Origin of the sequence: Microbacterium sp. B35-30, assembly GCF_010634855.1 — a bacterium.
In the GTDB taxonomy this organism is placed as follows: Bacteria; Actinomycetota; Actinomycetes; order Actinomycetales; family Microbacteriaceae; genus Microbacterium.
In genome coordinates, this window is sequence record NZ_MWLQ01000017.1 from 155,202 (window position 1) to 167,714 (window position 12,513).

Annotated in this window: 11 protein-coding genes; 3 read left to right on the top strand and 8 right to left on the bottom strand. The window is 70.3% G+C overall.

Annotation, left to right across the window (positions count from 1 at the left end):
* Nucleotides 1-29 precede the first annotated feature (29 nt).
* The 4 genes from B2K11_RS09825 to B2K11_RS09840 form a co-directional block, all read right to left on the bottom strand.
* Nucleotides 30-1,148 carry a GuaB3 family IMP dehydrogenase-related protein gene (locus B2K11_RS09825; protein ID WP_163618135.1) on the bottom strand — a complete coding sequence of 373 codons (1,119 nt, stop codon included), beginning with the start codon at nt 1,146-1,148 and terminating at the stop codon, nt 30-32.
* Between the two features lie 233 nt (nt 1,149-1,381).
* Nucleotides 1,382-3,070 carry an ATP-binding cassette domain-containing protein gene (locus B2K11_RS09830; protein WP_163618094.1) on the bottom strand — a complete coding sequence of 563 codons (1,689 nt, stop codon included), beginning with the start codon at nt 3,068-3,070 and terminating at the stop codon, nt 1,382-1,384.
* Nucleotides 3,071-3,328: 258 nt separating this feature from the next.
* Entirely contained in the window at nt 3,329-3,613 is a 285-nt protein-coding gene (locus B2K11_RS09835; protein WP_163618095.1) for a DUF2277 domain-containing protein, read from the bottom strand.
* Nucleotides 3,614-3,778: 165 nt separating this feature from the next.
* The gene (locus tag B2K11_RS09840) at nt 3,779-4,453 is read right to left on the bottom strand and encodes a TetR/AcrR family transcriptional regulator (RefSeq protein WP_163618096.1); all 675 of its coding nucleotides are present in this window, start codon (nt 4,451-4,453) and stop codon (nt 3,779-3,781) included.
* Between the two features lie 87 nt (nt 4,454-4,540).
* On the opposite strand from B2K11_RS09840, the gene B2K11_RS09845 reads away from it, so the two are divergent.
* A complete protein-coding gene (locus B2K11_RS09845) occupies nt 4,541-6,016 on the top strand; it encodes an MFS transporter (RefSeq protein ID WP_239525913.1) in 1,476 nt (491 codons plus the stop codon).
* A 111-nt stretch (nt 6,017-6,127) separates the two neighbouring features.
* Here the strand turns inward: B2K11_RS09845 and B2K11_RS09850 are convergent, their stop codons facing one another.
* The gene (locus tag B2K11_RS09850; protein WP_163618097.1) at nt 6,128-6,751 is read right to left on the bottom strand and encodes a TMEM175 family protein; all 624 of its coding nucleotides are present in this window, start codon (nt 6,749-6,751) and stop codon (nt 6,128-6,130) included.
* A gap of 195 nt (nt 6,752-6,946) precedes the next feature.
* On the opposite strand from B2K11_RS09850, the gene B2K11_RS09855 reads away from it, so the two are divergent.
* Nucleotides 6,947-8,050: an FAD-dependent oxidoreductase gene (locus B2K11_RS09855; protein ID WP_163618098.1), complete on the top strand. Its 1,104-nt coding sequence runs from the start codon at nt 6,947-6,949 to the stop codon at nt 8,048-8,050.
* Between the two features lie 136 nt (nt 8,051-8,186).
* Here B2K11_RS09855 and B2K11_RS20630 read toward each other — a convergent pair whose 3' ends face one another.
* The 3 genes from B2K11_RS20630 to guaB all read right to left on the bottom strand — a co-directional run bounded on the left by B2K11_RS20630 (nt 8,187) and on the right by guaB (nt 10,811).
* Entirely contained in the window at nt 8,187-8,717 is a 531-nt protein-coding gene (locus B2K11_RS20630) for a DUF559 domain-containing protein (RefSeq protein ID WP_239525915.1), read from the bottom strand.
* Nucleotides 8,714-9,055 (bottom strand): hypothetical protein, encoded by a 342-nt coding sequence (locus tag B2K11_RS20635; protein WP_239525917.1) that lies wholly within the window; start codon nt 9,053-9,055, stop codon nt 8,714-8,716. The genes B2K11_RS20630 and B2K11_RS20635 overlap by 4 nt, the downstream gene beginning before the upstream one ends.
* 253 nt (nt 9,056-9,308) lie before the next feature.
* Nucleotides 9,309-10,811, bottom strand: a complete 1,503-nt coding sequence (gene guaB / locus B2K11_RS09865; protein ID WP_163618099.1) for an IMP dehydrogenase — start codon at nt 10,809-10,811, stop codon at nt 9,309-9,311.
* A gap of 394 nt (nt 10,812-11,205) precedes the next feature.
* Between guaB and B2K11_RS09870 the strand changes: the two genes are divergently transcribed.
* The gene (locus B2K11_RS09870) at nt 11,206-12,513 is read left to right on the top strand and encodes a branched-chain amino acid ABC transporter permease (protein ID WP_239525919.1); all 1,308 of its coding nucleotides are present in this window, start codon (nt 11,206-11,208) and stop codon (nt 12,511-12,513) included.

The following is a 12,513-nucleotide window of genomic DNA, read 5'->3' on the forward strand; positions in this document are numbered from 1 at the left end:
CAACGACCGCGGGTCGTCGTCGGGGTCACTCATCCCGCGGCGTACGGCGCGACGACGACCTCGACCCGCTGGAACTCCTTGAGGTCGGAGTATCCGGTCGTGGCCATCGACTTGCGCAGCGCCCCCATGAGGTTCGCGGTGCCGTCGGCGACCGGCGCCGGGCCGTAGAGGATCTCCTCGAGCGAGGCGACCTGGTCGACCTTCACGCGGCGGCCGCGGGGCAGCCGCGAGTGGTGCGCCTCGGGACCCCAGTGGAAGCCCTGGCCCGGGGCATCCGTCGCACGCGCCAGCGCCACTCCGAGCATGACGGCGTCGGCGCCCATCGCGATCGCCTTGACGATGTCGCCCGACGTGCCCACGCCGCCGTCGGCGATGACGTGCACGTACCGTCCGCCCGACTCGTCGAGGTAGTCGCGGCGCGCCCCGGCGACGTCGGCGACGGCGGTCGCCATCGGGGCGTGCAGGCCGAGGGTGACGCGGGTGGTGGATGCCGCGCCCCCGCCGAATCCGACGAGCACGCCTGCGGCACCGGTGCGCATGAGGTGCAGCGCCGCCGTGTACGTCGACGCGCCGCCGACGATCACCGGCACGTCGAGGTCGTAGATGAACTTCTTGAGGTTGAGAGGCTGGTCGACGCTCGACACGTGCTCGGCCGACACCGTCGTGCCGCGGATCACGAACAGGTCGACACCGGCGGCGACGACGGTCTCGTACAGCTCCTGCGTGCGCTGCGGGGTGAGCGCGCCCGCGACGGTGACGCCGGCGGCACGGATCTCGGCGAGGCGGTCGCGCACGAGCTCGGGCTTGATGGGCTCGGCGTAGAGCTCCTGCATGCGGCGGGTCGCGGCGGCCTTGTCGAGGCCGGCGATCTCGGCGAGGAGCGGCTCCGGGTCGTCGTAGCGCGTCCACAGGCCCTCGAGGTCGAGCACGCCGAGGCCGCCGAGCTGGCCGAGCATGATCGCGGTGCGCGGGCTCACGACGGAGTCCATGGGGGCGCCGAGCACCGGGATGTCGAAGCTGAACGCGTCGATCGTCCACGTCGTCGAGACGTCCTCAGGGTTGCGCGTGCGCCGCGACGGCACCACCGCGATGTCGTCGAACGTGTAGGCGCGACGCGCGCGCTTGGCCCGGCCGAGCTCGATGTCCATGCTCACCCGACCAGCCTACCGGGCGGGCTTCCCGCCGCCCGGCGCACCGGTCCCGGCTAGCCATGATCGCAGCTCCCCGCGCATCCGGTCGGCCCGAAGCGTTTCGTCTCGGTCGCTGGCGCTCCCTCGCTCAACGACCGAACTCAGACTCCCGGTCGTTGAGCGAGCGAGGAACGAGCGAGACGAAACGCGCCCGACGAGACGGATGCCGCGGGCCACGGCATCCATATCCCTCAGCGCGCCCGCGCGACGCGCGTCTCGTCCCAGACCGGTTCGTCCGACTCGAAGACCCGCCCGTCGGAGCCGAACACCAGGAAGCGGTCGAAGGACTTCGCGAGCCACCGGTCGTGCGTGACGGCGAGGACGGTGCCCTCGAAGCCGGCGAGGGCGTCCTGCAGCGCCTCGGCCGAGACGAGGTCGAGGTTGTCGGTCGGCTCATCGAGCAGCAGCAGGGTCGCGCCCGAGAGCTCGAGCAGCAGGATCTGGAACCGCGCCTGCTGGCCGCCCGACAGGCTGTCGAACGTCTGCTCCGCCTGGGCCACGAGGCCGTAGCGATCGAGCGCGCTGCTGGCGGCCTCACGCGGCAGGCCGCTGCGCGCGTCCTCGCCGCGGTGCAGGATGTCGAGCAGCGTCTTGCCGTCGAATTCGGGATGGCGGTGGGTCTGCGCGAACCACCCCGGCACGACGCGCGCGCCGAGGATCGCCCGCCCGGTGTGCGCGACGGCATCCAGCGCCGCGCCGGTCGTCGTGAGGTGTCCGAGCCGGCCGTCCGGGTCGGTGCCGCCACGCGCGAGCAGCCGGAGGAAGTGCGACTTGCCCGAGCCGTTGGAACCCAGCACCGCGACCCGGTCGCCGAACCACACCTCGAGGTCGAACGGCTTCATGAGCCCGGTGAGCTCCAGCTGCTCGGCGACGACCGCCCGCCGCCCGGTACGCGCACCGCGGAGGCGCACGTCGAGGTCCTGCTCCCGCGGGCGCTCCTGCGGCGGGCCGGCCTCCTCGAACTTGCGCAGGCGCGTCTGGGCGGCCCGGTAGCGCGAGGTGAACGTGTCGTTCGCCGTGGCCTTCACCTTGAGGGCGGCGACCAGCTCCTTGAGCTCCACGTGCTGCTCGTCCCACCGGCGCCGCAGTTCGTCGAGGCGCGCCATCCGGTCGTCCCGTGCCCGGTGATAGCTTCCGAACCCGCCACCGTGAACCCACGCGGTGCTGCCCGCGCCGCCGACCTCGAGCGTCACGATGCGATCGGCGGCGCGCGCCAGCAGCTCGCGGTCGTGCGACACCAGCAGCACGGTCTTCGGCGTCTCGCGCAGGCGCTCCTCGAGCCACCGCTTGCCGGGGACGTCGAGGTAGTTGTCGGGCTCGTCGAGGAGCAGCACCTGGTCGGGTCCGCGCAGCAGGGCTTCGAGCGCGAGCCGCTTCTGCTCGCCGCCCGACAGCGTCGTGAGCTCGCGGAACCGGGCACGCGAGAACGGGATGCCGAGGGCCGCCGTCGTGCACGTGTCCCAGACGGTCTCGTACTCGTAGCCGCCCGCCTCGGCGTAGTCCGCCAGGGCTCCGGCGTACCGCATCTGCGTGTCGAGGTCGTCGCGCTCGATGATGGCCGCCTCGGCGTCTTCGAGTTCACGAGCGGCGCGACGCACGCGGTCTGGTGCGACAGCGATGAGGAGGTCGTGGACGGTCTGCCCGGGACCGCCGTGGCCGACGAACTGATCCATCACGCCCAGCCCGCCGTCGATCGAGACGACGCCCGAGAGCGCCGGGACCTCGTCGCGGATGATCCGCAGCAGCGTCGTCTTGCCGGCGCCGTTCTGCCCGATGAGAGCGGTGGTCGACCCCTCGCCGACGCGGAACGAGACCTCGTCCAGCAGCGGCCGTCCATCCGGCAGCGCATACGAGAGGGCGGCGATGTCGATGTACCCCACGGTGTATCCCTGTCTGCTCCGGTTGCAGCATCCGTCGCCGACGGGGAGCCGACCAGACTATCTCAGACCGGACACTCTCGCCGTCGCGCCGCGTTTCGTCTCGCTCGTTCCTCGCTCGCTCAACGACCCGGTCGGAGAGGCATCGGTCGTTGAGCGAGGGAGCGCCAGCGACCGAGCCGAAACGTCTCGAGCCGACGAGCTGCGCCGGGTCAGGCGCGTTTCGTCTCGCTCGTTCCTCGCTCGCTCAACGACCGAGGCTCAGGCGGCGGGTGCGGCGTATCGACCCGACTTGATGGCCCGCTCGCGCGCCTTGGCGGCTTCTTCCTCGCGGTTCTTCGGCGGCGTCACCGCCACGAGGTCGTCGAGCAGGTGCTGCGTGATGTGCGTGATGTCGTGGACGGCACGGTCGAACGCCTCCTGGTTCGCCTTCGAGGGCTTCGTGGTGCCCGCGATCTTGCGCACGTACTGGAGGGCGGCCGCGTGCACCTCGTCAGAGCTCGCCGCGGGCTCGAAGTTGTGGAGCGTGTGGATGTTCCGGCACATGCCCCCGACGATACGCCGCGCCGCAGACGGCGGCCAAGGGGCGGCATCCGCTCGCGTGGCCCATCGAGAGCCCACGACCTCACCGAGATCACACGCCTCGCACACCGAACGACGTAGGCGCTCGGTGAGAGCACGGGCAGTCGACGGATGCCGCGGCCCCGGCTGTCACCAGCGCTCGGTGCCCCGAGGCAGGACGTCGAGCACGTGGGGCAGCTCGGTCGGGAAGCACGAACGGAACAGCTCGGTGATCTGCGGGTCCGAGCCGTAGTCGTCGACGATGCGCAGCCCGATCATCGTGCTGATGAGCATGCCCTCGGCCATGAAGGCGCGGGCCTCATCGGCGCTGAGCCCCATCTCGTCGCGGAAGAACCGCCAGACGGAGGCGAACCCGCGGCGCGCGGCGGCGCCGATGACCGGATTGCTGCCCAGGAGGTACGCGTGCGCGAGGGTCTGGTGCAGCCCTCGCACCTCGATCAGGTCGACGTAGGCCTGCCCGATGCGCTTGGCCGCGGTGGGGCCGTCGCCCTCGCCGTCGGCCCCGCCGTCATCCTCGGCGAGCGCGGCGCGGAACGCCGCGAGCAGCCGAGCCAGACCATCCTCGATCGCCGCGAGGAACAGGTTCTCCTTCGTACCGAACAGCCGCACGACGTAAGGCTGGCTGACGCCGGCGGCGCGGGCGACCTCGTCGGTCGTCGCGCCCTCGTACCCGCGGGTGCCGAACACGGCCAGCGCGGCCACCAGGATCTGGCGGCGCCGCTCGTCGGACGACAGGCGCTTGCCGGTCTCGGCCGGCTCGTCGAGAGCGGCAGTGCCGCTCCCCTCGCGCTGCGCAGAAGTCATGCCCACAGTTTATCAGCGAATGACTTGACTTTGTAATCAGTCGATTACTACATTGTGGTAATCATTCGATTACAACCGGAGACTTTCATGACCGACACCTCCCTCGCCCCGCGCACGCGGCGACCGCGCCCGTTCGCGCTCGTGGTGGCCGCGGCATCCGTCCCGATGTTCATGGCCACGCTCGACAACCTCGTCATGACCAACGCCCTCCCCGTCCTGCACAGCGAGATGGGTGCGAGCGTCGAGGAGCTGCAGTGGTTCGTGAACGCGTACACGCTCGCGTTCGCCAGTGCGATCCTCATCGCCTCGGCGCTCGGCGACCGCTTCGGTCGGCGCACGCTGTTCGCGATCGGCATCGCGGTCTTCGGCGCGGGCTCCGTGCTCGCCGCTCTCAGCACCGATCCCGGCCAGCTCATCGCGGCCCGCGCCGTGCAGGGTCTCGGCGCGGCAGGCGTGATGCCGCTGTCGCTGGCGCTGTTGAGCGGCGCGGTCCCGCCCGCGCGACGGGCGCTCGCCATCGGCATCTGGGGCGGCGTCTCCGGGCTCGGTGTCGCCGTCGGGCCCCTCGTCGGCGGCGCGATCATGGAGGGCTGGGACTGGCAGGCGATCTTCTGGATCAACGTGCCCGTCGCCCTCATCGCGATTCCGCTCGCCTTGGTGGTACTCAACAACGACTTCGGCGCCCGCGCCCGCATCGACGTCCCCGGAGCAGTGCTCGCGGCGGCGGGAGTGCTGGCACTCGTCCACGCGATCGTGCGGGGCAACGACGACGGCTGGGACTCTGTGGGCGTCATCGTCGAGATCGTCGTCGGCGCGCTCCTCATCGCCGCGTTCCTGGTGTGGCAGATACGCGCGAAGGCCCCGCTCATGCCGCTGCGGCTGTTCCGCGACCGCTCGTTCTCGATCACGAACGTCGTCGGCTTCGCGTTCAGCTTCGGCACCTTCGGCTCGGTGTTCATCCTCATCCAGTACCTGCAGGTGGTGCAGGGCTCCACCCCGCTCGAGGCCGCCGTGCAGACCACGCCGTGGACGCTCGCGCCGATGATCGTCGCCCCGATCGCCGGCATCCTGGCGCCCCGCGTCGGCACGCGGGTGCTGCTGGTGCTCGGCCTCGCCCTGCAGGGTGCGGCGCTCACCTGGATCGCGGCGATCATGTCGACCGATCTCGACTACCCGGCGCTCATCGTCCCGTTCGTGATGGCCGGCGTCGGCATGGCGCTCGTGTTCGCCCCGTCGGCGACCGCCCTGCTCGCCACCCTCGGACTGGTCGACCACGCGAAGGCTTCGGGCGTGAACTCGACGGTCCGCGAACTCGGCGTCGCGCTCGGCACCGCCGTGATGACCGCGATCTTCGTGAGTGCCGGCGGCGAGCTCATGCCCGATCTCTACGTCGACGCGGCACGTCCGGCAGTGTTCACGGGTGCCGCGGTGCTCCTCGCCGCGACCGTCGTGGCGCTGTGGCTCCCGTCCGGCAAGGCGACGGATGCCGCTTCCGCCGGCACCGACGTCCCTCGTGGCGCCGAGACCGACGCAGAAGCGCTGGAGCCGGCCGCGTCACGTTGACCCCTCCGCACGTTGACATCACGTGCTCTCGCCGAAAGCACACGCGCCGCGCGTTCGCGGCGCGGACGCTCGATGGGAGCACGTGATGTCGACGTGCGAGAGCGCCCGCGATCAGTCGCCCTTGCCGCGCAGCACGCGGGTGAACAGGCCGTCGAACAGGAACAGCAGGAACGCGATCGACCCGATCCACGGCGACAGGATGACCACGGCGCCGCTGATCAGCAGAGCGCTGAGCGAGCCGCGACCGTAGGCGGCGGCATCCGCGGCGCTCATGTCGGGCAGCATGGTCTCGCGATGGCGGACCGCCCACTGCCACTGCACCCAGCTGACCAGGATGGCGAGGAAGAACGTGACCGGCATCGCGAGCCGGCCCGCATAGTACCGCTCGTACTCCGTCATCAGCCCGGTCGCGAACGGCACCAGCACGATGAAGAGCAGCCGCGCGTTGTTGAGCCACAGCATCACGGAGTCCACGCGGGCGATGTGCTCGAACTGCTGCACGTGCACCATCCACAGGATGCACAGCAGCGCGAAGCTGAGCACGAAGTTGACGAACAGCTCGGACATGCCGCCCAGCGCCGACCACATGTCGTCGTCGGAGTCGACCTTGCCGAGCGGGTGCGTCGTCAGGTCGAGCACCAGGAGCGTCGCCGCGATCGCGAACACGCCGTCGGTGAAGGCCTCGAGGCGCGTCGTGCGCTGTGTCGCCGCAGGGTGCTGCCGCTGCCTGATCATGGCGCCAGGGTAGCGACACACGGCCGCACAGGCGGGGATCGCCGGCCGTCATACTCCGACTCCCCGCCCGGGGGGCTCGCGTGGGCTGCGCAAGGATGGGAGACGGATGCGGCAGCCCGCGCCTGCGACGGGCCACGCCTGCGACGGGCCCGCGTGTGCACCAGCCGTCCGGCACTCCAGACCCGGGGAGGACCCATGACCGAGCATGTTCCGTTTCTCGTCGTCGGCGGCGGGGCAATGGGCCTCGCGACAACGTGGCAGCTCGCACGGCGGGGACATCGCGTGCTGACGCTCGAGCGGTTCGAACGGGGCCACGCGCTCGGCGCCTCGCACGGCGCGACCCGCAACTTCAACAACGCCTACGCCGCCGGGCATTACCTCGACCTCCTCGGGCTGGCCCGTGCGGAGTGGGACGCCCTCGCGCACGCCACGGGTGAGCCGCTGCTGCGGCTGCACGGTCTCGTGACGCACGGCGACGACGTCCGCGTCGCCGGGACGTACGCGGCGCTGACCGCCCGCGGCGAGCGCGCGGCCGTGCTCGATAACGTCGAGGCTGCCCGCCGCTGGAGCGGCATGCGGTTCGCCGGCGATGTGCTGTTCACGCCCGACGCCGGAGTGGTGAGAGCCGCCGCCGCCCTCGAGGCGCTCGAACGGGGTGCTCGCGCCCGGGGCGCCGACGTCAGGTTCGGTCACGCGGTCGTCGGGCTGGAGGAGCACGCCGACCACGTGTCGGCGTCGGTGATCGCCGGCGACACCCGCTACGAGATCACCGCCGACGTGGTCGTCGTGACCGCGGGCGCGTGGACCTCGAAGGTGCTGCCACGGTTCCCACTCCCCCGGCTCACCGTCACCGAGGAGAGCCCTGCGCACTTCGCGCCGCGCGACTCTGCGCACCACTGGCCCTCGTTCAACCACCTGCTGCCGCGGCCGCCCTATCCGGGCAACGTCTACGGCATGCCGACGCCCGGTGAGGGCGTCAAGGTGGGGTTCCACCTCGTGGGGCCGGTCGTCGACCCCGACGCGCGGACCCTGCGGCCGGTGCCCGAGCTCGCCGCGCGCCTGCGCGACTACGTCGAAGAGTGGATGCCGGGGCTCGACCCCGACACCGCGTCGCCGATCAGCTGCACCTACACCTCGACCGACAGCGAGGACTTCGTCCTCGACCGCCGTGGCCGCGTCGTGGTGGGCGCCGGGTTCTCCGGCCACGGTTTCAAGTTCACCCCGGCCGTCGGCTCGGTGCTCGCCGATCTCGCGACGGACGACACGGCACGGGCCGCCCGGGCCTTCCGGCTGCCCTGACCCGCCCAGGCCTTGTGCCTGCGAGTTCACAGACTTCGCAGAATCGCGCGAACCACGCAGGATTTCGGACGGTTGCTGCGAGCACCGCGCATATCTGCGACATGGGTGAGCCGAGCTCACCGCCGCGCCCGGCATCTCACCCCGCCAGGTGCAGCCGCGCGGCGACGGCGCGGCGGATCGTGCGTTCCACGAGGGCCCAGTCATGGACCACCTGCGCGTAGCTGAACCTGAGCACGGTGTACCCGCGGAGCCGCAGTTCGGCGTCGTGGGCGAGGTCTTTGGTGCGCTGCGCGCTCGACGAGTGGAACTCGTACCCGTCGATCTGCACGACGAGCCGGTCGCCGACGAGCACGTCGACGGGCCGCCCGGCGAGCACGATCTGCTGCCGGACCCCCAGTCCCCAGCGTCGCAGCGGCGTCACCACGAGCGTCTCGAGGCCGGAGTCGGACAGCCCGGTCACCGCCTCGGCGAGTTCGCGTGCGGCCCGGGAAGGCCACACGATCGCACGCAGCGCCTCAGCCGCGATGCGCTCGACGCGAGCGGCCGATTCCCAGAGCACCAGAGCCGTGTCGCGGTCGAGACACGCTGCGATATGGAGCAGCGCGTCCTCCACCGTTCCCTCGAGAGAGCGCGCCACGGGCGCGAGCGGCTTCGTCCAGTGCGTCACGCCGTCCCATGCGTCCGGGAGGCGCGTCGGACCCGACCCGGGCAACAGTGCAGGTGCAGCTCCGACCCCACGGCCTCCGGCATCCACCACCCGCGCATTCTCGCGAGAGAGGTGCAGGTGACGCGGCCACCGGCGAAGGCGGCCGTGCGGAGCTCCTCGCGTGCGCAGGCGTGCGCGAGCCACGCGCGTCGGACGAGCACGCCGTCCCCGTTCCGCACGAAGGCGCGGATGACGGCGAGCGGGAAGCCGGCGCGAAGCGCGTCATCCCGCTGGACGATCCCGCCCTTCCCGACAAGCCATTCGAGCAGCTGTTCGCGGGTCTTCTTCACCACCGCCATGCGGCCAGCATGCGGGCGTCTCGATCACGCGAGTCGCCGCGGGGACCGGATTATGGAGAAGTCCGGGCGACGTCCGATTGGGGAGGAACCGGGCCGGGCTCACAGACTTCGCAGAACAGCGCCGATCTCGGCGGGATCGGCGCGATTTCTGCGAGCTTCGCGCGAAAATGCGAAGTCTGTGAGACCGGCCCGCGCCCGCAGGGCCGCGAAACGACGGAGAGCGGATGCCGCGGCATCCGCGTCAGAACGGAGGTCAGCGCTTGTAGTTGGGGGCCTCGACGACGATCTGGACGTCGTGCGGGTGCGATTCCTTGAGGCCTGCGGGCGTGATGCGCACGAACTTGCCCTTGGACTTGAGCTCTTCGACCGTGCGGGCTCCGACGTAGAACATCGACTGGCGCAGGCCGCCGACGAGCTGGTAGGCGACCGCCGAGACGGGCCCGCGGTAGGCGACCTGACCTTCGATGCCCTCCGGGATGAGCTTGTCGTCGGTCGGGACATCCGCCTGGAAGTAGCGGTCCTTCGAGTACGACGTCTTCTTGCCGCGCGTCTGGAGGGCGCCGAGCGAGCCCATCCCGCGGTAGAGCTTGAACTGCTTGCCGCCCTGGAAGACGATCTCGCCCGGCGACTCGTCCGTTCCGGCGAGGAGTGAGCCGAGCATCACGGTGTCGGCGCCGGCGACCAGTGCCTTGGCGATGTCACCCGAGTACTGCAGGCCGCCATCGGCGATGATCGGGATGCCGGCCTCACGGGCCGCGAGCGAGGCCTCGTAGATCGCGGTGACCTGGGGCACACCGACGCCCGCGACGATGCGCGTGGTGCAGATGGAGCCGGGTCCGACGCCGACCTTGACCGCGTCCACACCCGCATCGATGAGCGCCTGCGCGCCCTCGCGCGTCGCGACGTTGCCGCCGATCACGTCGATCGCGGCGAACGACTCGTCGGCCTTGATGCGGCGGACCATGTCGATGACACCGGCGGACTGGCCGTTCGCGGTGTCGACGACGATCACGTCGACGCCGGCGTCGCGCAGGGCCTCGGCGCGCTGCCAGGCGTCGCCGAAGAAGCCGATGGCGGCGCCGACGCGCAGGCGGCCCTGCTCGTCCTTGGTCGCCAGCGGGTACTTCTCGCTCTTGTCGAAGTCTTTGATGGTGATGAGGCCGGCGAGCGTGCCGTCGTCCTCGAGGAGGGGAAGCTTCTCCACGCGGTGGTGGGCGAAGAGGGCGATGACCTCACCGGCGCTGATGCCGACCTTGCCGGTGACGAGGCCTTCGCTCGTCATGATGTCGCGCACCTTCGTGGTCTGGCGCTCGAAGCCCGAGACGAAGCGCATGTCGCGGTTCGTCACGATGCCCACGAGGCGGTTCTCCTCATCGACGACCGGGAGGCCGGAGATGCGGTACTGCGAGCACAGCGCGTCCACTTCGTCGATGGTGGCGTCGGGTGTGGTGGTGATCGGATCGGTGATCATGCCCGACTCGCTGCGCTTGACGCGATCCACCATCGACGCCTGCTCCTCGATGGAGAGGTTGCGGTGGATGATGCCCAGGCCACCCTCGCGTGCGATCGCGATGGCGAGGCGCGCCTCCGTGACGGTGTCCATCGCGGCGCTGAGGAGGGGCGTGGCCACGGTGATGCGGCGGGTGACCCGCGACGACGTGTCGGCCTCACTGGGGATGACGTCGGTGTGTCCCGGCAGCAGCAGGATGTCGTCGTAGGTCAGTCCGACGAAGCCGAAAGGGTCGTTGTGCTCCATGGGGGGTCTCCTCGCGCGCGGCGCGTTGTTTCGGTGTGGACGACGACGGCCGGTGCGTTCGTGACGCTCCGTACTCGATTCTAAGCGTCGGATGGGGCCGTTTGTTCCCGCGGTAGACGGCACGCGCGAGCGCGTGCGCGAGCGCGCACACGCGTTGCCGCGGGGGCGCGACCCGGGGACGGGCGGGGCGCGAGCCGAGCACGCCGCGGGGGCGCGAACCGAGCATGCGGCGAGGGCACGATGCCCGGTTTCGATCGGATCACTTATCCACATGGTGGCGTAGGCGAAACAAGCGCGACACATTACGCTCGTACCGTCGAACATCACAGCCGATGCGACCCGAGCTTCGGTGTCCGCGTGGTGGCGAACTGGAGGTTCTGTGGGTCCTACGACTGTGACCACGAGACGTGTTGCAGGAGCGCGCGTCACAGCCGCACTCTTCGGACTGCTGCTCGTCGCGCTGGGGATGTTCGCTGGTGCGATCCCCGCGCACGCCGATGAAGACGATCCGTACCGGATCAGCGGCAATGTCCAACTGGACGGTGAGCCGCTCGAAGGAGTGGCGCTCACGGTCGACGGCCCCGGCGGTGAGCAGGAGGTCGAGACCGACGAGAACGGTCAATGGCGGGTCGGCGTCCCCGAGCGCGGCGAGACGTATGTCGTCACGCTCGACGAGGAGACCCTTCCCGAGGGCATCGTCGTGGTGGACCCCGAGGACGACAGCCCGAACGTCAAGGAAGTCGACATGGGGCAGGGCGGTCGAGCGACCGTCAACTTCTTCATCGGCGAAGGCGAGCGCAACGTCACGAGCTTCTTCGACCAGTTCGTGCAGCGCGTGGTGCAGGGGCTCAGCTTCGGTCTGATGCTCGCCCTCGCCGCCATCGGGCTCACGCTCGTGTACGGCACGACGGGCATCTCGAACTTCGCGCACGGCGAGATGGTGACATTCGGCGCGATCGCGGCGTTCCTGCTCGTCGGGCCCGCGACTCTGGCCCTCCCGCTGTGGTTGGGCTACCCGGTCGCCGTCATCCTCAGTGCCGCCCTCGGCCTCGTCCTGGACATGATCCTCTGGCGACCTCTGCGAAGGCGACGCGTCGGCGTGGTCCAGCTGATGATCGTCAGCATCGGGCTCTCGCTCGCGCTGCGCTACGTCTTCCAGCTGTTCATCGGTGGTGGCACACTGCAGCTTCCCGGGTCTGCCGAGGCGCAGATCCCGCTCTTCGGCGCCGTTCAGATGAGTGTCGTCGACATGGTGTCGCTCGCGATCTCGATCCTCGTCATCGTGGCCTTCGCGCTCTGGCTGACGCGGTCCCGCATCGGCAAGGCGACGCGTGCGATCTCCGACAACGCGTCGCTGGCGGAAGCCTCGGGCATCGACGTCGACGCCGTGGTGCGCGTCGTGTGGGTGGTTGCGGGCACGCTCGCCGGACTCGCGGGCATCCTGTACGCGTACTACCGCCCGGGCATCAAGTGGGACATGGGCGCGCAGATCCTGCTGCTCATGTTCGCCGCGGTCGTGCTCGGCGGCCTGGGCACGGCATACGGCGCCTTGGTCGGTGCACTGATCGTGGGAATCCTGGTGGAGGTCTCCAGCCTCTGGATCCCCGCCGACCTCAAGTACGCCAGCGCACTGTTCATCCTGATCGTCATCCTGCTGTTCCGACCACAGGGCATTCTCGGTCGACGCGAGCGAATCGGATAG

Bases quoted from the DNA above. Each gene is read 5' to 3' on its own strand.
- B2K11_RS09825 (WP_163618135.1), bottom strand. From the start codon at position 1,148: ATGGACATCGAGCTCGGCCGGGCCAAGCGCGCGCGTCGCGCCTACACG.
- B2K11_RS09835 (WP_163618095.1), bottom strand. From the start codon at position 3,613: ATGTGCCGGAACATCCACACGCTCCACAACTTCGAGCCCGCGGCGAGC.
- B2K11_RS09840 (WP_163618096.1), bottom strand. From the start codon at position 4,453: ATGACTTCTGCGCAGCGCGAGGGGAGCGGCACTGCCGCTCTCGACGAG.
- B2K11_RS09845 (WP_239525913.1), top strand. From the start codon at position 4,541: ATGACCGACACCTCCCTCGCCCCGCGCACGCGGCGACCGCGCCCGTTC.
- B2K11_RS09850 (WP_163618097.1), bottom strand. From the start codon at position 6,751: ATGATCAGGCAGCGGCAGCACCCTGCGGCGACACAGCGCACGACGCGC.
- B2K11_RS09855 (WP_163618098.1), top strand. From the start codon at position 6,947: ATGACCGAGCATGTTCCGTTTCTCGTCGTCGGCGGCGGGGCAATGGGC.
- B2K11_RS20635 (WP_239525917.1), bottom strand. From the start codon at position 9,055: ATGGCGGTGGTGAAGAAGACCCGCGAACAGCTGCTCGAATGGCTTGTC.
- guaB (WP_163618099.1), bottom strand. From the start codon at position 10,811: ATGGAGCACAACGACCCTTTCGGCTTCGTCGGACTGACCTACGACGAC.